Source organism: Micromonospora sp. CA-259024 (genome assembly GCF_050936255.1).
Classification (GTDB): domain Bacteria; phylum Actinomycetota; class Actinomycetes; order Mycobacteriales; family Micromonosporaceae; genus Micromonospora.
Window position 1 is genome coordinate 82,638 of sequence record NZ_JBNJND010000002.1, and the last position, 26,353, is coordinate 108,990.

Genomic DNA, 26,353 nt, shown 5'->3' on the forward strand with positions numbered 1-26,353 from the left:
GAGCAGGCTGGTGGCATGAGTGATCCGAACGGGCTGATCCAACCAGGGCGCCCCGCGCCCGGCTTCACCCTGCCGGCCACCCCGGACGGGCGCCAGACAGGGCCCGAGCAGTTCCGCGGCCGGCCGGTGGTGCTCGCCTTCTACCCCGCCGACTGGAGCCCGGTCTGCGGTGACCAGATGTCGCTCTACCAGTCCGCGGCACCCGTCTTCGCCCAGTACCAGGCGGTGGTGCTCGGCCTCTCGGTGGACAGCATCTGGTCACACCGGGCATTTGCGCAGAGCAGGGGCATCGAGTTCCCGCTGCTGGCCGACTTCGAGCCCAAGGGCGAGGTGGCCCGCCGCTACGGCGCATACAGCCCGCAGGGCGAGGCGGACCGCGCGCTGGTGGTGCTCGACCCGGCCGGGATGGTGACCTGGAGCCATCTCTCGCCGCCCGACGTCAACCCGGGCGCCGACGGCATCTTCGACGCGCTGGACCAGCTCGCCGCCAACCGGAAGGTGATGGCCGGATGACCACGCCGCTGCAGGTCACCGCCCGACTTCGGGACCCGGTGACTACCGAGGACCACATCCGGGGGCCGGCCGACGCGTCGGTGACCATCGTCGAGTACGGCGACTTCCAGTGCCAGTTCTGCGGTGCCGCGTACCCGAACCTGCACGAGCTGCTGCGGCAGAGGGCCGACACGGTACGACTGGTCTACCGCTACTTCCCGATCGCCAACGTGCACCCGTACGCCGAACGCGCCGCCGAGACGGCCGAGGCCGCCGCGGTCCGGGGCCGGTTCTGGGAGATGCACGACTGGCTCTACGAGCACCAGGACCAGCTCGACCCGGTGCACCTCTCGCTCGGTGTCGAGCAGGTCGGACTGCCGCCGGAGGAGCTGAACGCCGAGGTGGAGAGCCGTGCGCACGCGGACCGGGTCCGCCGGGACTTCGTGGGCGGCATCCGCAGCGGGGTGAACGGCACTCCCACGCTGTTCGTCAACGGCGTCCGGCACGAGGGCGGGTACGACCTGCCCGACCTGCTGGCGGCCACGGACGCCGCGGCCAACGCCTGACCAGCACACAGCTCAGATGAGCCGCAACTCGCGCGCCCGCCGGACCGCCTCGCGCCGGCGGGTCGCGTCGAGTTTGCGGTAGATGTTGCGTACGTGGGTCTTGACCGTGTTGACCGACAGGGACAGCTCGCTGGCGATCTCCACGTTGGACAGGATGCTCTGCAGGTAGCGCAGGATGGTCAGCTCCCGCTCGGTGAGCGGCTCGTCGAGCGCACCCCTCGGCTCGACAGCCGGGCGGGCGGTGCTCTGCCCGGCCCCTCGGACCAGGTCACTGACCAGCGCGAAGTGCGCGGTGCCCGCGTCCAGATGCGCGGCCAGCAGGTCCCGCACCGGCGGTTGGGCGCGGGTGAAGACCCGCCGGCAGCCCTGCGGCCCGGCCAGATCCAGCACCTGTTCCAGGATCCGGCCCGCCCGACGCCCGTCCCCGGCCCGATCGGCCAGCACCGCGTCCAGCAGGCCCGCGTCCAGGCGTACCGGCAGGGGCCAGGCCGTGGCCGCTGGCGCCTGCCAGCCCGGCAGGGCCCGCCCAGCCGCAGCCGCGTCGCCAGCCAGCAGCTCCAGCTTCGCCAACGCCACCGCGAGCACCGGTGCGGTCCCGTCCTCGGCGGCGCCGGCCAGCAGGTCGCGGGCGGTGTCCAGGTCGCCCCGCTCGGCCCGCAGTTCGGCCTCGGCGGCCCGGAGCAGGCCCGCCAGCTCGGCGGCCGGCGGCCGTTCGGCCAGCGCCTCCCGGGCCCGGACGAGTAGCCGCTGGCCGGCCGCCGGGTCGCCGGAATCGCGGTGCAGCTGCGCCCGGCACAGCGCGGCCACCGCCACCGCCACCGGTTCGTCGGGAGCAGCGGACGGCCACCCGTCGCCGGGATCCGCCTCGCCGGCCGCGTCGTCGCCGACCTGGCCGGCGGGGACGCCGAGGGCCGGCCCGGCGAGGGCGAGGTTCGCCGCGGCCTCCTCGGGCTGGTCACGCAGCAGCGCCACCGTGGCCAACGCCAGGTACGCGTAGGCGCAGTCAAGCCGGCAGGACCAGCCCCGGCAGGGCGGCATGCCCAGCGCGTCCCGGGCCGCCTGCTCGGCCGCTCGCAGCTCGCCGCGCACCGCGAGCAGCAACGCGGCCCGGCTGGCGCCGACCAGCTCCGTACGCGGCCGGCCGGCCTCCCGAGCCGCCGCCCGGGCCCGGACGAACCGGGCGTCCGGCAGCGCCCCGTCGGCCAATTCGACCAACCCCAGCGCGGTGCCGGTGAACGCCCGCAGGTCCGCGTCATCGGCCGCGCCGCCACCACCGGCCGTCGGAGCGGAATTCGCCACCCCGGTCGGTGCGGAGTCCGGCACCCGGGTCGGCGTGGCGCCCGCCGGGCGGGTCCGCAGCAGCCGGGCGGCGGCGGCCCGGACCTCCACCCGGTCGTCGGCGAGGCGGGCCACGGTCAACTCCAGCGCGGTGACCAACCGCAGGAACCGGTCCCGGCGCGGCAGCGGCAGGCCCGCGGCGTGCCCGGCGGCGGCCCGCAGGTGCCCGGTGGCGGCCGGAAGGTCGCCGGCGTACGCGCGCTCGGCGGCGCAGGCCAACGCCACCTCCGGATCGGCGCGGATCACCTCCGCCGGTGGGGCCACGGGTGCCGGGGCGTGCACCGGGTCGCGGTCGTACCGGGTCAGCTCCGGCCAGTGCGCGACGAACAGGTCGCCGGCCAGGTCCCACCGGCCGGCGGCCAGCGCGTGGCGCAGACCGTCGGCCGGGCGTCCGTCGCCCGCGTACCAGTCGGCCGCCCGTGCGTGCAGCTCACGCAGTTCGTCGGCGGGCAGCCGGGCCAGGTCGGCGCGGAGCAGGTCGGCGAGCAGCGGCGCACAGCGGTACCAGGGCGGGCGGCTGTCCTCCCGACGCAGCAGCCCACCGGCCCGGGCCAGGTCGGCCAGCGCCTGCCCGGCCTCGGCACGGCCGGTCAGCGCCTCGGCCAGATCGGCGCAGACGGTCTCCACGAGGGCGGTACGGCGCAGCAGGTCCTCCTCGGCCGGGTCGAGTGTCGCGAGCACCTCCTCGTGCAGGTATCCGGCGATCTCCGGTTGGTCGCCACCGAACTGCCCCACCCAGCGCTCCGGGTCGGGCTGCGCCCGTACCGCCAGCGCGGCGATACGCAGCGCGGCCGGCCAGCCTCCGGTGCGCTCGCGCAGCCGGTGCACGGCGGCCGCCGGAAGCGCCGCTCCGTGCGCGGTGAGAAGGTCGGCCACCTCGTCGTCGGTGAAGGCCAGCTCGTCGGGGCCGATCTCGGTCAGCTCGCCGGCGAGGCGGAGCCGGTGCAGGGGCAGATGCAGCCCGGCCCGCGCCCCGATCACCAGGCGCAGCCGCTGCTCGGCGTGGCGCAGCAGAAACTCCAACCCGGTCAGCGCCGCCGGGTCGGCGACCCGGTGCAGGTCGTCCAGGACCAGCAGCACCGGCCGGTCCGTGGCGGCGAGCGTGGCGGCCAGCAGCTCCAGCTGGTCGGGGCGCGGCGGCCGGTCGGGCACCTGACCGTCGTCAGCCGAGCCGGTCGCCGATCGCAGCGCCGCCGCCAGGTACGCCCAGAGCCGGTCGCCGTCGTCGCCGATCTCGACGGACACCCACGCCGGCACCGGGCCGACCTCGGGCGACACCGACAGTTCGCCGGAGTCGGGCACGACGGCGCCCGGATCGGCGTCGGGCGTGGCGCCGGCCAGCCGCACCCAGGACGCGAGCAACGTCGTCTTGCCCCAGCCGGCGGGAGCGGCGACCAGGGTGACCGGTCCCGCGCTGCCCTCGTCCAGCCGGCGCAGCAGTCGGGGCCGGGCCACCACCGGCTCCGGCGGCACGACCGGGGTCAGCCGGGACGCCAGCAGCGGTGGCTCCGCCGGGCGCCCCGGTGCCGTGTCGACCCGTGCACCATCGCGCTGTTCTGGCACCCAGCCCCACCCCCACCACGCGTTCCGCCCCCGGTCGGCGAGCGGTTACCCGACGCGGGCCGGTTCACCCCTTCCGGGCGAGCACGCTTCACCCGACCGCGACCGACGATCGGGGGACGTGAACCGGGAGGACGGGCGTGAACCGGGAGGACGGGTGGGACCGATGGGACGGCTGGCGCGGGCGGGACCCGCCCTCGGCAGCGCGGCGCTGACCGGGGCGGCGCGGCTGCTGCGCGTACCCCGACGGCGCGGGCGGACCGGCGCGGACGGCGACCCCGCCGCGCCGGGCCGGTGGGAGGTGGTGACGGTCGACCGGCCGCCGGAGCAGGTGCTCCCGGGCGGCCGGTGGCCCGAACCGCTGCGCACCCTGAACGGCGTGGTCGAGGTGCGGGTTCGGCCGGCGCCCGGCGACCGGGGCACCGAGCTGGCCGCCCGGCCGCTGGTCGGCGCCACCCCGCCGGCCGGGCTGGCCGCGCACCTGGTCGGCGACGACCCGGGTCTGCTGGTCCGCCGGACGTTGCGCCAGGTCAAACAGCGTGTGGAGGCCGGCGAGGTGCTGCGGGCGGACCGGTCGCCGCTGGATCGGCCCGAGGCCCACAGGTGAGGGCGTTGTGCTGGGTGACCGCCGGCGAGCTGGCGGTACGCGAGGTACCCGACCCGGAGTTGCGCAACGAACGCGACGTCATCGTCCGGGTACACCGCAGCTCCACCTGCGGCGGGGACCTGCCGCTGTTGGCCGGCCGGGACCCGCTCCTGCGTGCCGGCGACGTGCTCGGGGCCGAGTTCCTGGGCGAGGTGGTCGAGGTCGGCCCCGCGGTCCGCCGGCACCGGGTCGGCGATCGTGTCGTCGTGGGCGCGAGCGTCGCCTGCGGCGGTTGCTGGTACTGCCGCCAGGGCCTGCACTCCTGCTGCGACAACAGCAGCGCCGACCCGGCGAGCACGGACCCGGGCTGGGGGCGACTGGACGCCGGCTGCTTCGGCCGGCCTCGGGCGGCGGGCGGATTCGCGGGCGGCCACGCCGAGTACGTCCGGGTGCCCTACGCCGACGTGGGCGCGTTCCAGGTGCCGGACGCGGTCGACGACGACCGGGCGCTGTTCGCCGCCGACGCGGCGCCGACCGGGTGGCTGGCGGCCGAGCTGGGTGCGGTGCGACGCGGCGACGTGGTGGCGATCTGGGGCGCCGGGGCGGTGGGCCAGTTGACCGCCCGCGCGGCGGTGCTGCGCGGTGCGGCCCGGGTGCTGGTGGTGGACCGGCACGAGGAGCGGTTGCGGATGGCCGAACGGCACTCCGGCGCGGAACCGCTGGACTACCGCCGCACCGACATCGCGGCCGAACTGCGCGATCGCAGCGGTGGGCGCGGCCCGGACGTGTGCGTCGTGGCGGTCGGCACACCCCCGGCCCGGTCGGCGGCCGATCGTTTCGGACGTACCGCCGAGCGACCGGACGCGCTGCGCGAGGCGGTGCACGCCTGCCGCAAGAGCGGTGTGGTGGTGGTGCTCGGCGGGGTCGACGGCTTCGTCGACGCGTTCCCGCTGGGCGCGGTGACCGACAGACGGCTCACCCTGCGCGGGGCCCGTGGGCCGGACCTGCGGGACGTGCCGATGCTGCTGGACCGGATGGCCCGTGACCAACTGCGCACCGAACACCTGGCCACCCACCGCCTGCCCTTGGAGCACGGCCCCCAGGGGTACGCGCTGTTCCGGGACCGGGCCGACGGCTGCGTGCGGGCCGTGTTCACCCCGTGACGGCGCAGTCGTGATCGCCCATCGGCGACGGCGCAGTCGTGATCGCCCATCGGCGACGGCGGATGGCAGACTCTGGGCATGGCTGGGGAGCGAACGTACGACGTGGTGCTGTTCGGAGCGACCGGGTTCACCGGCGGCCTGACCGCCGAGTACCTGGCCCGGCACGCGCCGGCCGGGCTGCGTTGGGCGCTGGCCGGTCGCAACCCGGAACGCCTCGCCGCCGTACGGGGTCGGCTCGCCGCCATCGACCCCACGCTGGCCGACCTGCCACTGCTCACCGCCGACGTGACCGACGCCGACTCGCTGCGCGCGGTGGCGGAGAGCGCCCGGGTGGTGGCCAGCACCGTCGGCCCGTACATCCACCACGGGGAGCCGCTGGTCGCCGCCTGCGCCCGGGCCGGCACCGACTACCTGGACATCACCGGGGAGCCGGAGTTCGTCGACCTGATGTACGTGCGCCACCACGCCGAGGCGACCCGCACCGGCGCGCGGCTGGTGCACGCCTGCGGGTTCGACTCCATCCCGCACGACCTGGGCGTCTGGTTCACCGTCAAGCACCTGCCCGCCGACGTGTCGATCACCGTGGACGGTTACGTGCGCGCCGGTGGCCGGTTCTCTGCCGGCACCTACCACTCGGCGCTCACCGCGTTCTCCCGTACCGGGCAGGCCAGCCGGGCCGCCCGGGACCGCCGGGCGGTCGAGCCGCGCCCCACGGACCGCCGGGTCCGGGCGGTGCCCGGACGGCTGGCCCACTCGGCCGAGCTGGGCATCTGGACCGTGCCGCTGCCGACCATCGATCCGCAGGTGGTCCGCCGCTCGGCGGCTGCCCGCCCGGAGTACGGCCCGGACTTCCGCTACCGGCACTTCGCCGCCGTGCAGCGGCTGCCCACCGTGCTGGCTGGCGCGGCCGGAATCGGCGCGCTGATCGGGTTGGTGAAGCTGCCGCCCAGCCGACGCTGGTTGCTGGGCCGGCTCGCCTCCGGGCAGGGGCCCACCCCGCAGCAGCGGGCGGCGTCCTGGTTCCGGGTCCGGTTCGTCGGCACCGGCGGCGGCCGGCGGGTGGTCACCGAGGTCGCTGGCGGCGACCCGGGCTACGACGAGACGGCGAAGATGCTCGCCGAGTCGACGCTCTGCCTGGCGCTCGACGAGCTGCCGCCGACCACCGGTCAGCTCACCCCGGTCGCCGCGATGGGTGACGCGCTGCTCGACCGGCTCATCCGGGCCGGGCTCACCTTCCGGGTGCTCAAGCAGGAGACGCCGGAGCGCTCGACTTGACCCTCCACCAGGTCGAGGGGGCAGGATTCCCCGCGTGGAGAGCGACCTGCAGAGCATCGGCGAGCTGGCCCGGGCCAGCGGCCTGACCGTCAGCGCGCTGCGCTTCTACGACTCGGCGGGGGTGCTGGAGCCGACCCTGGTCGACCCGGTGACCGGCTACCGCTGGTACACGCAGGAGCAGGTCGGCCCGGCCCGGTTGGTGGCCGGTCTGCGCCGGATCGGTATGCCGGTGCCGGAGATCGCCGCCGCGGTACGCGCCGAGCCGGCCGAGGTGCACCGGCTGCTCGACACGCACCTGCGCCGGCTGGCGGACGGGCTCACCGACGCCCGCCGGGAGGTCGTCCGGCTCCGGGCACTGGTCGATCCGGTCCAGCCCGCCACCACCACGCTGCTGCTCTCCCCCGCCGGGCTGGCCGCCGCGGTCGACGCGGTGCGCTTCGCCGTCGGCACCGACCCGGAGCTGCCGGTGCTCTCCGGCGTGCTGCTCGACGGGGAGCCCGACGGCGTCCGGCTCGTCGCCACCGACCGGCACCGGCTCGCGCTGGCCCGGGTCGGGGCCACCGTCGACGGCCCGCCGGTGCGGGTGCTCGTTCCCGTGGCCCTCATCGACCAGCTCCGCGCGCTGCTCGACGGCGCCGGCACCCGGCCGGTGCGGGTGAGCGCGTCCGGTGCCGACCTGCGGATCGAGGTGGCCGGCCGGACACTGAGCGGCACCGCCCTGCCCTACGACTTCCCGGACTACCGGCGGCTCGTGCGCGAGGCCGTCGAGGACCGGCCGGCCGCTCGCCGGATCCCGGTGGACGTGGCGGCGCTGCGCGCCGCGCTGGCTGACCCGGAGGCCCCCACGGTGGCCCGCGACCACGGTGGCGAGCCGCGGGAGGTCACCGTGCTCGGGCTCGACGACCGGGGCGGCCTACGCCTGCTCCCCGCCGCCGAGCTGACCTCGGACGCGCTGCGAGTCGGGGTGGACGGTGGCTACCTGCTGGACGCGTTGAACGCGGCCGGCGCGCCGCAACTGGTGTTGGAGCTGGACGGGCCGATCGCCCCGCTGGCCGTACGCTGCCCGGACGACGCGGACACCTTCTCCATGCTGATGCCGATCCAGCTCTGAACCGGGCCGTCACTCCCCGTCCCGGACCGAAAGGGGCGCGACGGTAGCATCTGGTGGTCCACCTGACCCCGGACGGAGGCGTACGGAGCAGCATGCTCGACATGGAGTTGATCCGGAAGGATCGCGAGGCGGTGGCGACCGCGCTGGCGAAGCGTCTGGATCCCGCCGAGGTCACCCGTGCCCTGGACGAGATCCAGCGGCTCGACCAGGAACGCCGCACCCTGATCACGGAGATCGACGCCGAGCGGCAGCGCCGCAAGGCGGAGGCCCGGGCGTACGCGCAGGCGAAGCGTGCCGGCACCGAGCCGGAGGCGACCGCGCCGGAGGCGGAGCGCAAGCAGCTCGCCGAGCTGGAGTCCCAGCTGGACGAGGTGCAGACGCGGCTGCGCACGGCGATGAGTGAGCTGCCCAACCTTCCGGCCGACGACGTCGTGGCCGGCGGCAAGGAAGCCAATCGGGTGGTGAAGACCTTCGGTGCGCCGCCGGCCATCGAGAAGGTCCGCGACCACGTGGAGCTGAGCCGCGCGCTGGGCCTGGTCGACTACGAGCGCGGGGTCAAGCTCGGTGGGTCCGGTTTCTGGATCTACACGGGGCTCGGCGCCCGGCTGGAGTGGGCGCTGCTCAACTACTTCGTCGACCAGCACATCAGGGCCGGGTACGAGTTCCTGCTCCCGCCGCACCTGCTGCTGGACTCGGCCGGCTTCGCCGCCGGGCAGTTCCCCAAGTTCTACGACGACGTCTACCACCTGGACCGGGAGTCCGCCCCGCGCGGGCAGTTCCTGCTGCCCACGTCGGAAACGGCGATCCTCGGCGCGTACCAGGACGAGATCCTGGAGACCCCGAAGCTGCCGCTGAAGGCTTTCGCGTACACCCCGTGCTACCGGCGGGAGTCGGCCGGCTCGCACTCGGACGAGCGCGGCACGGTGCGTGGGCACCAGTTCAACAAGGTGGAGATCTTCCAGTTCACCCTGCCGGAGCAGGCCGACGCGGCTCTGGAGGAGATGCTCGCCCACGCGGAGAGCCTGGTCGAGGGGCTGGGCCTGCACTACCAGCGCAGCCTGCTCTCGGCCGGTGACGCCAGCGCCTCGATGAAGAAGACCCTCGACATCGAGGTGTGGATGCCGAGCACCGGCAAGTACAAGGAGGTGTCGTCGGTCTCCTGGGCCGGCGACTACCAGGCGCGTCGGGCGGCGATCCGCTACCGGGAGCCGGGCGGCAAGCAGACCCGTTTCGTGCACACCCTCAACGGCTCGGCGCTGGCCACCAGCCGGCTCTTCCCGGCCATCCTCGAGCAGTACCAGCAACCCGACGGCAGTGTCCTGATCCCCAAGGTCCTCCAGGACCGCCTGGGCACCGACCGCCTGACCCCGCGCTGACCCTGACCCGAGCCCCCTCATCCCGTCGATCTTGCAGTTTCGGTCTCCGAAACGTGGTTCTCTGCGGCTTCTGTCGCCACAGAAACTGCAAGATCGCGGGGGCGAGGGTGGCGGGGGCGGGGGCGGGGGCGGCGGGTCAGGGTTGATGCCAGCAGGAGTGCGGCCAGGGTGGTCAGGAGCAGGGGTGGGCCGGCGGTGTCGACGGCGTTGGCCAGGGCTTGCTGGACCTGGGAGGCCACCCGGATCACCGGGTCGCGCAGCGCGTCGCGGCGGCCGGCGGCGAGCCGTAGCTCGTACCAGCCGTACCAGGCGACGTAACCGCCGGCGAGCAGTAGCACCAGGCCGCTGAGGCGGGGCACCAGCGCACCGGCGACGCGCAGCCGGGCCACCAGCCCGTCGCGCAGCAACGCCACGCCGAGCGCCGCGACCGCGACCACGAGACCCATCCCGAGGGCGTACGCGCCGAACAGCGCCAACCCACGGCCGGTCGACCCGGCCTGGAGGCTGGTCACCACGATGGCCAGGAACGGCGCGATGGCGCAGCCGAGCGACGCCAGCGCGTACGCCGCGCCGAACAGCACCATCGACGGCCAGGACCGGGTGAGCCGGGGCGCCCGCGCGGACCAGCCGGGGGCGGGCAGGCGCCGGCCGGCGATCAGCCAGCAGCCGGCCACCACCAGCAGCACGCCGAGCGCCACGGTCAGCCACGGCAGGCGGGGCCGCAGCCAGCCGGCCAACGGCGCGAGCGCCAGGCCGAACGCACCGAAGACCAGCACGTACCCCAGGGTGAGCCCGGCCGCCGCGGTGAGCGCGCGGCCGACCGCGCCGCGGGCGTCCGAAGTCCCGGCGACCAACAGCGAGAGGTACGCGGGCAGCAACGCGAAGCCGCACGGGTTGACGGCGCCGAGCATGCCGGCGGTCAGCGCGAGCAGCAGTGTGGCGGTCACGCCCCGGCCAGCGCGGCGACCTTGGCGGTGAGCGCCTCACCGTCCAGGAAGCCCCGGTGAACGATCGTGCCGTCCCGGTCGATGATCACGAAGATGCTCTGCTCGGTCACCTCGAACCGCTTCCAGAGCGCGCCCTTGCCGTCCTCGATCTGTGGCATCCCGGCGAGGTCGAACTCGGTGACGAACTCCTTCATGGCCTTCCGCCCGCCCAGCCCGGCGACGCCGACGATCGGCACGGTGTCCCGGTATCGGGGCGCGATCTCGGCCACCGTCCAGGCCTGGCTGGCGCAGGTGGCGCACCACGGCGCCCAGAACCACAGCACCACGGGTCGTCCGGCGAGCTGTGCCGCGTCGAAGGTGGCACCGGTGAGGGTGGTCCCGGTGAAACGCAGAACGTCCGGGACCGGTACGGGTGCCGCGCTCGGCGAGCCGGTCGGGGTGGCGGTGGCCGGTGCGGCGCTCGCGGTGGCCGGCGCGGTGCCGGCGGCCGCCGGCGCCGGGGTGGCCGTGCCGGTGCAGGAGACCGTGGCGAGCAGTGCGGCGGTCAGGACCGCGGCGGTGCCGGCCCGCCGTGCCGCGCCAACCCGCGACCGCCGCCTCCATGGGTGCCAACTGCGCATCCGCGTCTCCGTTCCTACTCGGCCTTGGCGAGTCGGAGGGCCAGCTCCGGGCACACCTTGACCGCCTTCAGCGCACCCTCCCGCAGCCACGTCGGCACGGGGGTGGGCGGGAAGGCGGGGTATCCGTTCGCGTCGAGCCGGATGAAATCCGGGACGACGTGCGCGCACAGGCCGTGCCCGTCGCAGCGCGACCAGTCCAGGGTGAGCTTCTGCGGGTTGACGTCGGGTGCGCCCGGCAGCCCCATCACGCCCCTGACCCGGCGACCACAACCGTCGCCGGTGCTGTGCAGCCGTAGGTCCTCGGCGAAGACCTCGATCGCGGAGAGCGCGAACCGGGCGGTGCCGTCGGGGTGGCTGCACGCGCCCCGGCCCTTCACCTCGCCGGCGGCGGCCCGCACCACATCGGCCGGTTGGCTGCCGGCGACGGCCAGGTCCACCGCGCGGGCCAGGTCCGGCAGGCCCATCTTGCACGGTCCGCACTGGCCGGCGGACTCGCCGGCCAGATAGCGCACCACCTGGGCCGCCTCACCGAGCGGGCAGGTGTCGACACCGAGGGGAACGATGATGCCCGCGCCGAGGGTGCCACCGACCGCGGCCAGGCCCTTGCGGGAGACCTCGGCCTTCTCCGCCGCCTCCGGGGTGATCCACTTGCCGTGGTAGCCGCCCATCAGGATGCCCTGGACGTCCGGGACCTCGCACAGGTCGAGGACGTCGCGCAGCGGCATGCCGGCGGTGCACTCGACCACGGCCGGCCGGGCCGCCGCGCCGGTCACGGTGAGCAGCACGGTGCCCGGCTCGTCGTCGGTGCCGAGGGCCGCGTACTCGTACGGGCCGAGGCGGGCGGCGACGGCGAGCTGGGCGTACGTCTCGGCGTTGGACAGCAGGGTGGGCAGCCCACTGACGCCGGAGTCGCTGGAGCGCTTCTTGGTGCCGGGCGGAATGTGCGGCAGACCGTTGATCCCGTTGACCAGTGCGCCACCCTCGCCGGAGATGAACCGGTGCGGCACGCTGACGATGGTGGTGGGCACCGGCATCCGGCGCTCCTCCAACGCCTCCATCAGCGAGTCCCGGCCCACCATCCCGTCGGCCACGCCGATCACGATCTCGTCGGCGTCCAGCGCGTACGCGGCCAACGCCGCGCCGTCCAGGATCAGGTGCGGGGCGCGGGTGAGCAGGACCTTGTCCTTCCAGCTGGCCGGCTCCCCCTCGGTGGCGTTGACCACCACCACGGCGGCGAGGTCCTGCCGCTCGCAGGACTCCAGCACGGCGCGCAGCTTGCGGGCGAACGGGAAACCCGCACCGCCCTTGCCCTTGAGCTGCATGCCCTCGGCGAGCCGGAGCAGCTGCGCCGGCTCCATCGGGCCGATCGGTCCGTGCACCTCCTCGTGCGCGGCCAGGTCGAGCCGGCCGAACTCGGCGAAGCCGGCGGTGAGCCGGGGCTCGCCCACACAGGCGACCGGTGGCACGGCCGTCCGCATCATTTCGCCTCACCCCGCAGCCCGGCCCAGTACGCCCCGTCCACCGCGTCCGCGCTGGCCTTGCGGCGCTTGGCGGAGCGGCCCTCGCCCGCCGCCCGCTTGGCGCGCCGGGAGGCCAGGTCGACCAGGGTCGGGGTGTCGTCGACGGGTGGCGGCACCTCGTCCGGCACGTACCGGGCCGGTGGGCGCCAGTAGTCCGGCTCCTCCGGCAGGTCGTCCTCTGCGCTGTGCCGGCCGCTGCCACTGCGGGGCGCCGCCGAGATCGGGCTGCCGGAGATCGGCTCGGCCGAGATCGGCTCGGCGGCCTGCCACCGGCGCGGGCTGTCCCACGGCTCCTCGGGCTCGTCGAGCTGCGGCGGCGCCGAGTACCGGCTGCCGTCGTCCTCGGCGCGGGACCGGCGGCGGGACCGCTCGGCGGCCGGCTCCTCGGCGCGTCGCCGCCCCGTCGCGGCAGCCTCGTCCCGGGTACGCGAGCCGCGTCGCCGGGCCACCGGCTCCAGCTCCTCCTCGTCACGTCGACGGGTGCCGGTGTCCTCGGTGCTGCGGCGGGTCGACCGGCGGGTCGAGGGTTCCTCCTCGCGCCGGCCGCGCGGGGACCGTTCGGTGTCCCGGCGGGCGGCGGGCTCCTCCTCACGCCGACGCCGGCTGGGCCGGGTCGACTCGACGAGGGAGCCGGGCTCGGGCACCACCGGGACGGTGAACCGTTCGGGGTCGCGCCGCCCGGCCGGTGCGGCCCAGGTGGCGGTGGTGGTCTCCGCCCACGCGGGACGCTTGTCCGCATCGGAGTTGCGCCGTCGACCGAGGCCGGACAGCAGCGATCGGCCACGGCCCTCCTCGCCGGCCCGGCCGGCCATCGCCGCGTTCCGGACGGCGGCCTGGTGCTGCTCGCGGCTGCGCCGCCCGATGGTGACCGAGAGCCGGACCAGCAGGGCCAGCACCACCAGCAGGATGCAACCGAGGTAGCTGAGCACGACCCAGGACGCCGCGGCCCGCCCGGCGTTGAGGCCGTGCAGTACGGCGAACGGCCAGGCCAGGTACGCGGTGGAGTGCAGGGTGCGCCACAGCCACTTCGGACCGACGCCGGCGAAGCGGGCCCGGATGATGCCGGTCCAGATCACACTGACCATCAGGAGCGCGGCCACCGTGCCGAGCCCGACGTAGAGCCCTCGACCGCCGACGAACGGCACCAGCGCGTCGGTCGCCGCCGCCCGACCGGTGGCGATCTTGGTGAGGACGTGGAAACCGAGCCCGGCCACGCCCAGCACGCCGGTGGCCCGGTGCGCCGACTGCATCAGCACCCGGTGCGAGATGCGCAGCACCAGCCGGTCGGTGGCGAGCAGGCCGAGCATCACGGTGAGGCTCAACGACACCAGGGCGATCACCCCGGCGAAGAACTCGGTGAAGAAGAAGCCGTACGCGTACGCCGTCTGTCCGGCGCCGGTCAACATGATCGCCGCCCAGAGCGCGGCGATCATGGACGCGATCAGCATGGCGGCCGCCGGCCGCGACGGTGTGCGTACCCCCCGACTGCTGGTGCTGGTCCGGACGGTGGCCGGCTTCTGGTTCTGCTGTGCCCGGGCCATCTGCTCCTCGATCGTCTCGCGGCGGCGTACCACCGGCCGACCCCTGCTCCCCCATCCAGTACGGACCGGCGGGGTGCGCGGATCAGTCGCGGACGAAAATTTCTCGGGCGCGATCGAACCAAGTGGTGCCGACGTGCGTTGTACCCGCGCCCGCGCACCTGAATGGACAGTGACGAATGTCCATGCATTGACAGCCACTGCAATACGCTTGTAACCTTTCGGAAAATTTCAGCCCAGGTTGCAAGATTCCGACAGCCCGGCGCTTCCCCGCCGCACCACCACCCCCACCCCCGCCCGCGTCAGGAGTCCCGATGCACCGACGTCGACGCGGCTCGACGATCCTCGCCCTCGGCCTGGTCGTCAGCCTGCTCGTCCCCACCACCGTGGCGGCACCCCCGGCCGTCGCCGCCCCGTCCGGCGGCAACAAGGTCATCGTCCAGCTCTTCGAGTGGAACTGGCCCTCGGTGGCCAGCGAGTGCCAGAACACGCTCGGCCCCAAGGGCTACGGCTACGTCCAGGTCTCTCCCCCACAGGAACACGTCCGGGGCAACCAGTGGTGGCTGGCGTACCAGCCGGTCAGCTACCGGATCGAGTCCCGCAAGGGCACCCGGGCCCAGTTCCAGTCGATGGTGAACACCTGCCACGCCGCCGGGGTCAAGGTGATCGTCGACGCGGTGATCAACCACATGTCCGGTCAGGACAACGGCGGCACCGGCTGGGCCGGCTCGTCCTACTCGCACTACGACTACCCCGGCATCTACCAGACGCAGGACTTCCACCACTGCGGGCGTAACGGCGGCGACGACATCGTCAACTACAACGACCGGTACGAGGTGCAGAACTGCGAACTGGTCAACCTCTCCGACCTGAAGACCGAGTCGGACTACGTCCGTACGAAGATCGCGTCGTACCTCAACGACCTGCTCTCCCTCGGCGTCGACGGCTTCCGGATGGACGCCAGCAAGCACATGCCGGCCGCCGACATCGCCGCGATCAGGGGCAAGCTCTCCCGCTCGGCGTACATCGTGCAGGAGGTCATCCACGGTGCCGGCGAGCCGGTCCAGCCGATCGAGTACACCGGCAACGGTGACGTGCACGAGTTCCGCTACGGCAAGGACCTGGCCCGGGCGTTCCGCTCGGAGCGGCTGGCCTATCTGCGCAACTTCGGCGAGGGCTGGGGGCACCTGCCCACCGGGCCGGCCTCGGTGTTCGTCGACAACCACGACACCCAGCGCGACGTCGGCGGGGTGCTCACCTACCGAGATCGCGGCATCTACGCGCTGGCGAACGCGTTCATGCTGGCCTGGCCGTACGGTTCGCCGACCGTCATGTCCAGCTACACCTTCAGCAACCGGGACGCCGGCCCGCCGTCCGACGGCGCCAACAAGACGTTGAACACCACCTGCTACTCCGGGTGGGAGTGCGAGCACCGCTGGCCGGTGATCGCCAACATGGTCGGCTTCCGCAACGCCACCGAGGGCGCCGGCGTGGCCAACTGGTACGACAACGGCAACAACCACATCGCGTTCAGCCGCAGCGGCAAGGGTTTCATCACCGTCAACGACGAGGACTCCGCGGTGAACGGCCGCTCGTACTACACCGGGCTGCCCGCCGGTCGGTACTGCGACGTCATCCACGGGACGTACGCGGGCGGCACGTGCAGCGGGCCGGTGATCACGGTGGACGGTAACGGGTGGTTCGCGGCCAACGTTGCGGCACACGACGCCGTGGCCATCCACATCGGCGCACGGGTCTGAATCGCTCGGGGCCTCCGGCCGGCGGGTATCGCCGAACCGGGGGCCCCGGGCGGTCCGGCGCCTTAGAGTGGTTTGGTGCCGTTTGACCGAATGTCTCCGACCCGCCGCCGCGCCGGCTGGGTGGCCGCCGCCATCGCCGTATCCGCACTGCTGGTGACCGCGCTGCTGGTCGGTCAGGCCCTCACCCCGCGCTCGACGGCCCCCGACGACCGGGTCGTCGCGGCAGCCGACCCGAGCCCGAGCAGTGTCGAGCAGAGCCCCGAGGAGTCTGTCCCGCCGGCCGCGCCCGCCCCGGCCGGGCTGCCGGTGGTCGACTACGACCCCGCTCCCGGCGGGTTCCCCGCCGATCCGGCCACCATGGACACGACGCCACTGACCGAGGGCGCGCACCCGACCAAGCGGATCGCCGCATACGACGCACCCGGCGGTCGTCCGCGAGCCTTCCTCGAACCGTCGATCCGCGGCGTCGAGCTGACCATGCCGATCGCCGACCGGCGCGCCGGCTGGACGGCCGTCCTGCTGCCCTCGGCCAACCGACGGCTCGCCTGGCTGCCGCCCGGCGGGTTCGACACCGTGCCGCTGCGCGACCAGATCGTGGTGGAGCGCAAGGTCCACCGGCTCACCTGGTACCGGGCTGGCAAGGCGGTGCGCTCCTGGGAGGTCAGCCTCGGCCAGTCGGGGCAGGAAACCCCGCTCGGGCGCACCTTCATCCTGGGCCGCACCCCGCCGCCCGAGGAGGTGTACGGCGGGGTGGACATCTACGCCCTCGGCTCGGTGCCCGACGACCCGGAGTCGGTGCCGGCCGGCCTGCGCGGTGCGCACATCGGCGTGCACACCTGGTACAACGACGACGAGCTGGGCGAGAACACCACCAACGGCTGTATCCGGCTGACCCGCAGCGGTCAGCGGGAACTGCTCGCCGAGGTCCGCCCCGGCACCAGCGTGGTGGTCGTCGACCGGCTGCCCACCCCGCCGCCGACCGCCTGAGCGCCGCCGCTCTCCGCCCGCGACGCGGCGACGCTCACTCGCCGAGCAGCCAGCCGTTCTGCTCGGCGACCCGGATCGCATCGGCCCGGTTGCGGGCACCGGTCTTACCGATCGCCGCCGAGAGGTGGTTGCGTACCGTCCCCTCGGACAGGTGCAGTGCCCCCGCCAGGTCGGCGACGGTGCCGCCGCCCCGGGCCGTCCGCAGCACCTCGGTCTCCCGCTCGGTCAGCGGGCTGACCCCGGTGGCCAGGGTCTCCGCGGCCAACGTCGGGTCGACCACCCGCAGGCCGGCGTGCACCCGGCGGACCGCGTCGGCGAGTTGCCGAGCCGGGGTGTCCTTGACCACGAAACCGCTCGCGCCGGCCTCCATCGCCCGACGCAGGTAGCCGGGCCGGCCGAAGGTGGTCACCACCAGCACCCGGCAGGTCGGCAGCGCGGCGCGTAACGCGGCGGTGGCGGCGATCCCGTCCATGCCGGGCATCTCCACGTCCAGCAGGGCGACGTCGGGGGCGCACCGGAGGGCCTCGGGCACCACCTCGTCACCCCGGCCGACCTCGGCCACCACGGTCAGATCCTTTTCCAGCGAGAGCAGCGCGGCCAACGCCCCCCGGACCAGAGCCTGGTCGTCGGCGAGCAGCACCCGGATCGACGTGGGCGGCTCACCACCGTGGCCGCTCACCGGGCCTCCGCCGGCACCTGCACCCGCAGCAGAAAGCCGCTCCCGCCCGGCCGGCGGCCGACGCTCACCGCAGCGTCGAGCCGCCGCGCCCGCTCGCGCAGGCCGATCAGCCCGTGCCGGGTGGCGTCGGGAGTGGACGGGCCACGGCCGTCGTCGCTCACCTCGACCCGATCCGGGTGTACCCGGATCGTGCAGCACCGCGCCCCGCTGTGCCGGACCACGTTGGTAACCCCTTCCCGTACCGCCCAAGCGAACAACCGGTCCGACTCGTCCGGCAGCGCCGGCACCTCGGCCGGCAGGTCCGCCGCTATGCCCGCCGCGGCCAGCGCGGAGCGGGCGCCGGCCAGCTCCGCGGCGAGGGTGACCTCGCGGTACGCCCCAACCGTCTGCCGTACGTCGGACAGCGCCGCCCGGGCCAGCCCCTCCACCTCGGCGATCTCGGCGGCGGCACGGTCGGTGTCCACCTCGATCAGCCGGCCGGCCAACTCGGCCTTGATCGCCACCACGGTCAGTGAGTGCCCGAGGATGTCGTGCAGATCACGGGCGGTGCGGGCCCGCTCCTCGGCGACCGCGAGCCGGCCGATCTCCTGCTGGGCGGCCTGGAGTTCACCGTTGCGCTGGGCCAACCGCGACACCCCGAACATGGCGAACGAGGCCAGCAGCACCGCGAAGACGATGGTGCTCTCCGCCTCCCACCCCGGCACCAGCCAGGCGGCCACGACGGGAGTCACCGCGCAGACTGCCACGACGGCCGCCGCCTCCCACGCTGCCAGCAGGAACACCCCGGCCGCGGCCACGTAGACCAGGGTGGCCAGCCAGTCCCCGTCCGCGCCCGGGATGCTGGCCAGGCCCACCGCGAGCAGCAGCAGGAGGCCCACTCGTGCTCGGCCTGCCGGGATCGGCCGCAGTGACTGACGCAGCCGGCGAGCCCACTGGAACAGCAGCACGTAGCCGATGCCGAAGGCGACCAGGGCCGTCACGCCGAGGACCCGTCGCCACGGCTGCGGCTGGTGCAGGGAGGTGGCGATCGGCACGTTGAGGAAGAACAGCCAGACCGCCGCCAACAACCAGCCGGTGAACCGCCAGTGGCGGCTCGCCGGCCAGGCCTGCCCCGTCGAGAGGTCCATCGGGTTCACGCTAGCCGTCGCGGCGGTCAGACCCGCGCGGTGTCCCGGCGGAACAGCCGGGCCGCACCCACGCCGAAGACCAGCGCCCAGACGACGAGATTGACCACCGCCGCCGTGCTCACCCCGTCGCCGGTCAGTGGGGCGCGGGCCAGCTCACCCATGCCGTACACCGGGGTGAACCTCGCGACCTGCTGGAGCACGTCCGGCAGCACCTCCACCGGGACGAACAACCCACCGAACATGGCCAGCACGGCCAGGATCGGCCCGATGAACTGCATGACGTTCTCGGCCGGCACCAGGTAGCCGATGAACAGACCGAACGCGGCGAAGACCAGTGAACCCACCCAGGCGGCGAGCCCGGACAGCAGCCAGACGTACGCCGGGACGCGGACGCCGGCCGCGGCGCCCACCGCGAACTCGACGACGACCGCAAGCAGGCCGAGGGTCATCGCGGTGATCAGCTTGGTGGCCACGTACGCGGTCGGACGCAGCGGGGTGAGCCGCAGCTGCCGGCTCCAGCCCAGCGCTCGTTCGGTGGCCACCGCGCCACCGGCGCTGGTGGTCGCCACCATGGCCGCGTACACGGCCAGGCTGATCATGATGTACGCCGTCACCGGGCGGCCGTTGTCCAGCAACTGCCCGCCCTGCGGCAGCCCGAAGATGAGGAAGAAGACACCCGGCATGATCAGCGTGAAGGCGAGGGTGCGGCGGTTGCGCAGCACCCGGCGCAGCTCGATGCGCAGGACTCCCGGCGCGAACCCGCCCAGGGCGGGCAGTCGACGGTCCGGCTGGTCGGTGGGGATGGGGGTGGGGGCGGCCGACAGGGTGGTCATCTCAGGCTCCGGTGTGCGCGGTGGTCAGGGCGAGGAAGGCGTCCTCGAGGTTGCGGGAGGTGATCTCCACGTCCCGGGCGGCGGTCCGGTTGAGCAGGTACCGGGCGATCGCGTCCGAGTCGCCCGTGCGCACCAGCACGCTGTCGCCGCGCACCTCCACGGCGTCCACACCGGGCAGCGCGGCGAGAGCGGCCTGGTCGGCGCCGGGCAGGGTGGCCCGCACCGTACGGCCGGCGGCCAGGTTCTTGATCTCCGCGGTGGTGCCGTCGGCGACGACGCGCCCCTGCCGGACCAGCACGATCCGGTCGGCGTACGCGTCCGCCTCGTCCAGGTAGTGGGTGGCGAAGATGACGGTCCGTCCGGACCGGGCGTCACGGCGCAGGGCCTGCCAGAAGTCCCGCCGGCCCTCGACGTCCATACCGGTGGTCGGCTCGTCGAGCACCATCAGGTCCGGGTCGGGCAGCAGGGCCAACGCGAAGCGCAGCCGCTGCTGCTGGCCGCCGGAGCAGCGCCCGACCACCCGCTCTGCGATGTCGGCGATGCCAGCCCGCTCCAGCACCTCGGCGGCCGGGCGGGTGTGCCGGTAGAAGTGCGCGGTCATCTGGACCGTCTCACCCACCGTGAGGTCCTTGAGCAGCCCGCCGGTCTGGAGTACGGCGGCGACCCGACCCCGGGCCACCGCGTTGTCCGGGGTGCCACCGAAGATACGGACGGTGCCCGCGTCCGGGCGGGCCAGCCCGAGCAGCATGTCGATCGTGGTGGTCTTGCCCGCGCCGTTCGGGCCGAGGAAGGCCACCACCTCGCCGGATTGCACCCGCAGGCTCAACCCGTCGACCGCGGTGACCGCGCCGAAGGTCTTGGTGAGGCCGTCCAAATCGACAGCCGGATGCGTACTGGTCATGTCACTGATGCTCCGGCGTTGCGTACCCGTGTGCCCGGAGCGGTCGTCACGTCCCGACCGTGACATTTGTCAGGTGGTTGAGGACACGGAGAGTGATCTCCGCGCGGGCGAACACCGCGACGAGCGTGATGCCCCCGAGTCATCAATATGCCCGTGCGTCATCACGCTCACCGGCACATCCGCCGCCGAACCCGACCCGCCGGTGCGAGACCCCTCGACGGAGGAATTCCAGGCGCGCCAACGGGTAACCGCCGGGGGCCACGACACCGGGAGGACGCGATGGGTGCCACGCCGCAGGGGCAGGTCGACACGATCGTGCTGATCCACGGGCTCTGGATGACCCCGCGCAGCTGGGAGGGGTGGGCCGAGCGGTACACCACGCGCGGCATGCACGTCATCGCTCCCGCCTGGCCCGGCATGGACCGGCCCGTCGAGCAGTTGCGCGACGACCCCGGCCCGATCGCCGAGCAGAGCATCGCCACGATCGTCGCGCACTACGACCGGATCATCCGGGCGCTGCCCCGACCGCCGATCATCATGGGGCACTCGTTCGGCGGCCTGTTCGCCCAGATCCTTGTCGACCGGGGCCTCGGCGCCGCCGCGGTGGGGGTGCACCCGGCAGCCGTGAAGGGCGTGCTCAAGGTGCCGCTGAGCCAGCTGCGCTCCGGCTTCCCGATCCTGCGCAGCCCCGCCAACCGGCACAGGGCCGTCCCGTTCACCCCGGACGACTTCGCCTACACGTTCGGCAACGCGATGAGCCGCGAAGACTCAGACCGGGCCTGGCAGCGCTATGCCGTACCCGGTGCGGGGCGGGTGTTCTTCGAGGGTGCGTTCGCCAACGTCGACCCGCGCTCGCCCGCCCGCGTCGACGTCGGGCGCGACGACCGCGCGCCGCTGCTGCTGATGGCCGGCGAGGTCGACCACGTGGTGCCGGCGTCGGTGGTACGCGCCAACGCGGCGCTGTATCAGAAGTCCCGGGCGCTCACCGCGTACCAGGAGTTCCCCGGCCGGTCGCACTTCACCGTCGGGCAGGACGGCTGGGAGGACATCGCCGACTACGCGCTGGACTGGGCGCTACGCGCGGCGGCACTGCCCCGGGAGGCGACCATCGCCAGCGAGAGCCCCCGCCGCTGAACCGGCCAGACCGGCTGTGCCGCTGAGCGCATGGGCAGCCCGGCCGGGGGTAACGGCAAGGGATGAGGGCGAGTTTCCGGCTTGGCCGGGTCGCGGGGGTGCCCGTCGGCGTCAACTGGAGCGTTCTGGTCATCTTCGCGTTGATCGCGTGGGGGCTGGCCGCCAACCAGTTTCCCCGCTCGTACCCCGACCGCTCGCCCGTGGCGTACGCGATCGCCGGGCTGGCCGCGGCGGTGGTCTTCTTCGTCGGCCTGCTCGCCCACGAGGTGTCCCACGCGATCGTCGCCAAGCGCAACGGCCTGGAGGTCGGGGGCATCACCCTGTGGCTGTTCGGTGGTGTGGCCGAGCTGAAGGGCGAGCCCCGCAACCCGGGCGCGGAGCTGCGGATCTCCGGGGTCGGGCCGCTGGTCAGCCTGCTGATCGGGGCCTTCTTCGGCGTCATCGCCGCAGTGCTCGCGCTGGCCGGGCAGGGCGGGCTGCTGCTCGGGGTCATGGCCTGGCTGGCCGGCATCAACGTGCTGCTGGCCGTCTTCAACGTGCTGCCGGCCGCGCCCCTCGACGGCGGCCGGTTGCTGCGCGCGGCGGTCTGGAAGGCCACCGGTGACCGGACCCGGGCCTCCGTGGTCGCCGCCCGGGCCGGCTGGGTGCTGGGCGTGCTGCTCATCGGTCTCGGGCTGTGGCAGTTCCTGTCCGGGGTCGGTTTCGGTGGGCTCTGGTTGGCCCTGATCGGCTGGTTCCTGATCGGTGCCGCCGGGATGGAGGAGCGGCAGGCCCGCACCGGCAGCGCGCTGCGGGGAATCCGGGTGGGCGATGTGATGACCCCGCAGCCGCAGACCGCCTCGGCGGAGATGACGGTCGCCGACTTCGTCGACCACTACCTGTTCGCGTACCGGCATTCGGCGCTGCCGCTGACCGAGGAGGGCCGACCGACCGGCCTGGTCACCGTCGACCGGGTGCGGGGCGTACCGGCCGAGCGGCGGGCGTCGACCACGCTGGCGGAGGTGGCCTGCCGGACCGACGAACTGGTCCTGGCCCAGCCGGGTGAACAGCTCAACGACCTGCTCCCCCGGCTCAGTGAGTGCGCCGACGGCCGCGCCCTGGTGGTGACGGACGGCCAACTGGTCGGCATCGTCTCCCCCAGCGACATCAGCCGCGCCGTCCAACGCGGCACCCTCCGCACCGCGCGCGGTTAGCGGGGGAAGTATCGGTCCAGCAGGTCGGTGCGGAACTTCCCGGCCGGGTCCAGGTCGGTCAGCAGGGCGGTGAAGTCGGCGTACCTCGAGTAGCGGACGGCCAGCTCCGCCGGGTCGGTGACGAAGACCTTGCCCCAGTGCGGGCGGGGAGCGAACGGTGCCAGGCGCTCCTCCACCGCGGCCACCACCGGCAGCACGGCTGCGGCGTCGTCGATCCAGGTGAAGTGCAGCACGAAGCTGTCCCGCTGGTGGTTCGGGCTGAGCCACAGCTCGTCGGCCGCCACGGTACGCACCTCGCACACGTGCAGCACCGGGGCGATCCGGTGCGCCACATCGTCCAGCGCGGCGAGCGCGTCGGACACCGCCGTACGCGGCAGGTGGTATTCAGACTGCAACTCGTCGCCGCTGCTCGGGGTGAAGCCGAGCTTGAAGTGCGGCAGCCGCTCGTGCCACGGGCCCGGGACGCCGAGCTGGGGGGTGCAGTTCTCCGCAGGCATCCCGAGCACCGGGTGTCGTGGCTGGTCGGCGGCGGTGGTGCCGAGCCAGTCCGCCGGGGGCGGCGGCTGGTCCGCCACCTGCTTGCGCCACACCTCGCGTAGCCGGGGCGTACGCCAGTCGGTGAAGACGCTCACGCTGTACGCCGAGCCGAGCGCCTCGTCCAGCGCCTCCCGGTGCAGGTCGAGGCGCACGTACTGGCGCAGCTTGAAGGTCGGCACGACGTCCAGGGTGACCCGGGTGACGAGGCCGAGCGCGCCGAGCCCGACCACCATGCCGGCGAACGTGTCCCCGTCGGTGTCGCGGTCGACCCGCAGCAGATCGCCGTCGGCGGTGACCAGCTCCAGGCCCGCGACCGCGCTGGCCAGGTTGCCGTGGGTCTGGCCGGAACCGTGGGTGGCGGTGGCCACCGCGCCGGCCACCGAGATGTGCGGCAGCGAGGCGAGGTTGGCCAGCGCGTACCCCTGGGTGTGCAGCTGTCGGGCGATGTCGCCGTAGCGCAGCGCGCCGCTCACGGTGACCTGCCCACGCTCGTGGTGCACGTCGACGACCGGCGGCAGCCCGGCGAGGCTGACCAGATCGCCGTCGGTGTCGCCGAAACGGTTGAAGGAGTGCCCGCTGCCCACCGCCCGGATCCGCGTGCTGCCGGCGACGAGTCGGCGCAGTTCGTCGGTGGAGGTGGGCCGGTGGAACGCCCGCGCGGCGTACCGAACGTTGCCGGCCCAGTTGCGGCGCGGAACGTCGGCTTCGGTGGCCGAGGTGGCGTTCTGTCCGGGCGCGGTCATGTGGCGGTCTCCCGATCGGTGGTCTGGTGGTCGGCCAACGCGGCGACGAGGGCGTCCAGAACCGTATCCGTCTGGAACGTGTTGTAGCCACGCTGAGCGATCGGCAGGCCGGCGGCAGTGGCGCGTTCGATCTCCCCCCGGGCCGCCTGCCGGGTCGACGCGTCCCCGGACATCAGGGCGTCCTGGCCGCGTCGGATCAACCGGTCGACCCGGTCCATCTGGTAGCCACGCAGGCCGACCGGGAGGTCCGGGGCAGCGAAGGCGGCGCGTCGCAGAGTCAGCAGGTCGACGAAACGGTCGCCGGCGTAGCGGGCGAGCGCGGCGGACACCTGCTCGGGCTGCTCGCGGACCTGGTCGAGGACGAGCACCTCAATTGCCGGGCGGCCGTCGAGCGGGTGTCGGGCGGTCACCGGCTCAAGCGTCACACCGGGCACAGGCACCAGCAGCAGGCGCGGCGGTGTCGAGTAGCCGTCGCGTCGGGGCGGCTCGTCGAGGACCAGCGCGTCGACCTCGGCCCACCGGATCTCCCGGCGCAGGCCGGGCCGCCGGATGCTGAGCCCGTCCGCGTTGATCCCGAACCGGAACGGCCGCAGCGCGCTGACCAGCGCGACCGCGCCGAGCGCGATCGCCCCCACTGCGATGATCGTCCGTAGTAGGGCGCCGTCGCTGGGATAGACCAACAAGAGCACTCCACCGAGTACGCACACCAGGGCGAGCGCACGGGCCCCCCGATTCCGGCGCAATTCCACGCTCGGACCCCCGTTCATGACCGTGGCGTCGGTGTCAGCATCTTCCGCCAAACCGGGCACCGAGGACACCGGTCGATCGGGCACGGTTGTTCTCGTCATCGCCGGGGAACCCTACGCCCATGAGCAGCTACCGTGATCCGGCCCCACGGGGCGACGTCTTCCCCTCCGAGGAGGAGCTGGACCCCACCGGCACCGGGGTCGAGCAGGCCAGCGCCCCGCCGGTGGGCGGGTTGCCGAGCCACCCGGCGCCCACGCCCGGGCCCCGTCCCACACCGGCACCCGCGCCGGCCCCGACGCCGGTGCCGGCACCCGGGCCGCCGCCACGCGCGTCCGGCGCCGGGGCGCAGACGATCGTGACCCGGCACCTGGACGGCTCGGTGGAGGTGGTGACCGACCTCGACGGCGACGGCGTCGCCGACGTCGTCCAGATCGACGTGGACGGCGACGGGGTGCCGGACATCACCTATGTGGACAGTGACCGGGACGGGCGGTTGGACACCGTGCTGCGCGACCCGAACATGGTCGGGACGGGCGGTGGCGCCCACCGCCGCGCCTGAGCGAGCGGCACCGCGCCGCGACGGTCGAACCGGCTCAGAGCTTCGCCATCACCTCGTCGGCGACCAGCTCAAGGTGCTCCAGGTCGCTGAGGTCCAGCACCTGCAGGTAGAGCCGTTCACTACCGATCTCCGCGTACCGACCGATGGTGTCCAGGACCTCACCGGGCGTCCCGGCCAGGCCGTTGGCCCGCAGCTCGTCCGGTTCGCGGCCGATGGCGGCAGCCCGGCGGGCCACCTCGGCGTCGTCGCGCCCGCAGCAGAGCACCAGGGCGTTGGACCAGACCATCTCGGCCGGGTCCCGGCCGACCTCGACGCAGGCCGCGCGGACCCGGTCGAACTGCGCCGCCGTGTCCGGCACCGAGGCGAACGGCAGGTTGAACTCGTCGGCGTAGCGGGCGGCCAGCCGGGGCGTGCGCTTCGGGCCCATCCCGCCGAGCAGGATCGGTGGGCGTGGCTGCTGCACCGGCTTGGCCAGTGCGGGCGAGTCACTGACCGGGTAGTACCGACCGGCGTGGTCGAAACGCTCCCCCGGCGGCGTGGCCCAGAGCCCGGTGATCACCGCGAGCTGCTCCTCCAACCGGTCGAACCGCTCGGCCAGCGGCGGGAACGGGATGCCGTACGCGGTGTGCTCCTCGGCGTACCAGCCGGTGCCGATGCCCAGCTCCACCCGGCCGCCGCTCATCTGGTCGACCTGCGCCACGGTGATCGCCAGCGGGCCGGGCAGCCGGAAGGTGGCGGCGGTCATCAACGTGCCGAGCCGGATGCGGCTGGTGTCGCGGGCCAGGCCGGCCAGGGTGGTCCACGCGTCGGTGGGGCCGGGCTCGCCGGTCACGTCACCCATCATCAGGTAGTGGTCGGACCGGAAGAACGCGCCGTAGCCAGCGTCCTCGGCGCAGCGGGCGACGGCGAGCAACTGGTCGTAGCTGGCACCCTGCTGGGGTTCGGTGAAGATCCGCAGTTCCATGATCCGAGCATAGGGAGCCGATCGGCGGTGCCGCGTCGGGATGGAGACCCCGGTCATATGCTTTGACAGTTATATGACCGAGGAGGCATATTAAACA

General features: G+C 73.8%; 24 protein-coding genes. 12 read left to right on the forward strand and 12 right to left on the reverse strand.

The window, feature by feature from the left end; genetic code table 11:
- Positions 1-15 precede the first annotated feature (15 nt).
- On the forward strand, positions 16-513 hold the full coding sequence (locus tag ACQEUX_RS19675) for a redoxin domain-containing protein (RefSeq protein ID WP_433050260.1): 498 nt from the start codon (positions 16-18) through the stop codon (positions 511-513).
- Positions 510-1,058: a DsbA family protein gene (locus ACQEUX_RS19680; protein ID WP_433050263.1), complete on the forward strand. Its 549-nt coding sequence runs from the start codon at positions 510-512 to the stop codon at positions 1,056-1,058. The genes ACQEUX_RS19675 and ACQEUX_RS19680 overlap by 4 nt, the downstream gene beginning before the upstream one ends.
- 12 nt (positions 1,059-1,070) lie before the next feature.
- Here the strand turns inward: ACQEUX_RS19680 and ACQEUX_RS19685 are convergent, their stop codons facing one another.
- Complete coding sequence (locus ACQEUX_RS19685) at positions 1,071-3,959, reverse strand: LuxR C-terminal-related transcriptional regulator (RefSeq protein WP_433050266.1); 2,889 nt, start codon at positions 3,957-3,959, stop codon at positions 1,071-1,073.
- 163 nt (positions 3,960-4,122) lie between these two features.
- Between ACQEUX_RS19685 and ACQEUX_RS19690 the strand changes: the two genes are divergently transcribed.
- The 5 genes from ACQEUX_RS19690 to serS all read left to right on the forward strand — a co-directional run bounded on the left by ACQEUX_RS19690 (position 4,123) and on the right by serS (position 9,467).
- Positions 4,123-4,563, forward strand: a complete 441-nt coding sequence (locus tag ACQEUX_RS19690; RefSeq protein WP_433050269.1) for a hypothetical protein — start codon at positions 4,123-4,125, stop codon at positions 4,561-4,563.
- Positions 4,560-5,705, forward strand: coding sequence for an alcohol dehydrogenase catalytic domain-containing protein (locus ACQEUX_RS19695; RefSeq protein WP_433050272.1), 1,146 nt, complete (start codon positions 4,560-4,562; stop codon positions 5,703-5,705). The genes ACQEUX_RS19690 and ACQEUX_RS19695 overlap by 4 nt, the downstream gene beginning before the upstream one ends.
- A gap of 78 nt (positions 5,706-5,783) precedes the next feature.
- Positions 5,784-6,980 (forward strand): saccharopine dehydrogenase family protein, encoded by a 1,197-nt coding sequence (locus ACQEUX_RS19700; RefSeq protein WP_433050275.1) that lies wholly within the window; start codon positions 5,784-5,786, stop codon positions 6,978-6,980.
- A gap of 46 nt (positions 6,981-7,026) precedes the next feature.
- Complete coding sequence (locus tag ACQEUX_RS19705; protein WP_433056978.1) at positions 7,027-8,091, forward strand: MerR family transcriptional regulator; 1,065 nt, start codon at positions 7,027-7,029, stop codon at positions 8,089-8,091.
- Between the two features lie 92 nt (positions 8,092-8,183).
- Positions 8,184-9,467, forward strand: coding sequence for a serine--tRNA ligase (gene serS / locus ACQEUX_RS19710; RefSeq protein WP_433050278.1), 1,284 nt, complete (start codon positions 8,184-8,186; stop codon positions 9,465-9,467).
- A 17-nt stretch (positions 9,468-9,484) separates the two neighbouring features.
- On the opposite strand, the gene ACQEUX_RS19715 is transcribed toward serS, so the two are convergent.
- The 4 genes from ACQEUX_RS19715 to ACQEUX_RS19730 are packed head-to-tail and all read right to left on the reverse strand — an operon-like array spanning position 9,485 to position 14,128.
- Positions 9,485-10,414 carry a cytochrome c biogenesis CcdA family protein gene (locus ACQEUX_RS19715; protein WP_433050281.1) on the reverse strand — a complete coding sequence of 310 codons (930 nt, stop codon included), beginning with the start codon at positions 10,412-10,414 and terminating at the stop codon, positions 9,485-9,487.
- Entirely contained in the window at positions 10,411-11,034 is a 624-nt protein-coding gene (locus ACQEUX_RS19720) for a TlpA family protein disulfide reductase (protein ID WP_433050284.1), read from the reverse strand. Before ACQEUX_RS19720 ends, ACQEUX_RS19715 begins: the two co-directional genes overlap by 4 nt.
- A 14-nt stretch (positions 11,035-11,048) precedes the next feature.
- Complete coding sequence (locus tag ACQEUX_RS19725) at positions 11,049-12,515, reverse strand: NADH-ubiquinone oxidoreductase-F iron-sulfur binding region domain-containing protein (protein ID WP_433050287.1); 1,467 nt, start codon at positions 12,513-12,515, stop codon at positions 11,049-11,051.
- A complete protein-coding gene (locus ACQEUX_RS19730) occupies positions 12,512-14,128 on the reverse strand; it encodes a hypothetical protein (RefSeq protein WP_433050290.1) in 1,617 nt (538 codons plus the stop codon). Before ACQEUX_RS19730 ends, ACQEUX_RS19725 begins: the two co-directional genes overlap by 4 nt.
- A gap of 278 nt (positions 14,129-14,406) precedes the next feature.
- On the opposite strand from ACQEUX_RS19730, the gene ACQEUX_RS19735 reads away from it, so the two are divergent.
- A complete protein-coding gene (locus ACQEUX_RS19735; protein ID WP_433050293.1) occupies positions 14,407-15,852 on the forward strand; it encodes an alpha-amylase in 1,446 nt (481 codons plus the stop codon).
- A 75-nt stretch (positions 15,853-15,927) separates the two neighbouring features.
- Positions 15,928-16,839 carry a L,D-transpeptidase gene (locus tag ACQEUX_RS19740; RefSeq protein WP_433050296.1) on the forward strand — a complete coding sequence of 304 codons (912 nt, stop codon included), beginning with the start codon at positions 15,928-15,930 and terminating at the stop codon, positions 16,837-16,839.
- A gap of 34 nt (positions 16,840-16,873) precedes the next feature.
- On the opposite strand, the gene ACQEUX_RS19745 is transcribed toward ACQEUX_RS19740, so the two are convergent.
- The 4 genes from ACQEUX_RS19745 to ACQEUX_RS19760 are packed head-to-tail and all read right to left on the reverse strand — an operon-like array spanning position 16,874 to position 20,379.
- Positions 16,874-17,518 (reverse strand): response regulator transcription factor, encoded by a 645-nt coding sequence (locus tag ACQEUX_RS19745; RefSeq protein ID WP_433050299.1) that lies wholly within the window; start codon positions 17,516-17,518, stop codon positions 16,874-16,876.
- Positions 17,515-18,645 (reverse strand): sensor histidine kinase, encoded by a 1,131-nt coding sequence (locus ACQEUX_RS19750; RefSeq protein WP_433050302.1) that lies wholly within the window; start codon positions 18,643-18,645, stop codon positions 17,515-17,517. The genes ACQEUX_RS19745 and ACQEUX_RS19750 overlap by 4 nt, the downstream gene beginning before the upstream one ends.
- A 26-nt stretch (positions 18,646-18,671) precedes the next feature.
- Complete coding sequence (locus ACQEUX_RS19755; RefSeq protein WP_433050305.1) at positions 18,672-19,478, reverse strand: ABC transporter permease; 807 nt, start codon at positions 19,476-19,478, stop codon at positions 18,672-18,674.
- 1 nt (position 19,479) lies between these two features.
- Positions 19,480-20,379, reverse strand: coding sequence for an ABC transporter ATP-binding protein (locus tag ACQEUX_RS19760; protein ID WP_433050308.1), 900 nt, complete (start codon positions 20,377-20,379; stop codon positions 19,480-19,482).
- Positions 20,380-20,658: 279 nt separating this feature from the next.
- On the opposite strand from ACQEUX_RS19760, the gene ACQEUX_RS19765 reads away from it, so the two are divergent.
- Positions 20,659-21,513, forward strand: coding sequence for an alpha/beta hydrolase (locus ACQEUX_RS19765; RefSeq protein WP_433050311.1), 855 nt, complete (start codon positions 20,659-20,661; stop codon positions 21,511-21,513).
- A gap of 62 nt (positions 21,514-21,575) precedes the next feature.
- Entirely contained in the window at positions 21,576-22,706 is a 1,131-nt protein-coding gene (locus ACQEUX_RS19770; protein ID WP_433050314.1) for a site-2 protease family protein, read from the forward strand.
- Here ACQEUX_RS19770 and ACQEUX_RS19775 read toward each other — a convergent pair.
- Together ACQEUX_RS19775 and ACQEUX_RS19780 are read right to left on the reverse strand one after the other, a co-directional pair.
- A complete protein-coding gene (locus ACQEUX_RS19775) occupies positions 22,703-23,986 on the reverse strand; it encodes an FAD-binding protein (protein WP_433050317.1) in 1,284 nt (427 codons plus the stop codon). The genes ACQEUX_RS19770 and ACQEUX_RS19775 overlap by 4 nt on opposite strands.
- Positions 23,983-24,669 carry a hypothetical protein gene (locus ACQEUX_RS19780; protein ID WP_433050320.1) on the reverse strand — a complete coding sequence of 229 codons (687 nt, stop codon included), beginning with the start codon at positions 24,667-24,669 and terminating at the stop codon, positions 23,983-23,985. The genes ACQEUX_RS19775 and ACQEUX_RS19780 overlap by 4 nt, the downstream gene beginning before the upstream one ends.
- Positions 24,670-24,854: 185 nt before the next feature.
- Here ACQEUX_RS19780 and ACQEUX_RS19785 point away from each other — a divergent pair, with 185 nt between their 5' ends.
- Positions 24,855-25,292 (forward strand): hypothetical protein, encoded by a 438-nt coding sequence (locus ACQEUX_RS19785; protein ID WP_433050323.1) that lies wholly within the window; start codon positions 24,855-24,857, stop codon positions 25,290-25,292.
- 34 nt (positions 25,293-25,326) lie between these two features.
- On the opposite strand, the gene ACQEUX_RS19790 is transcribed toward ACQEUX_RS19785, so the two are convergent.
- Complete coding sequence (locus tag ACQEUX_RS19790; RefSeq protein ID WP_433050326.1) at positions 25,327-26,256, reverse strand: LLM class F420-dependent oxidoreductase; 930 nt, start codon at positions 26,254-26,256, stop codon at positions 25,327-25,329.
- Positions 26,257-26,353: the final 97 nt, after the last annotated feature.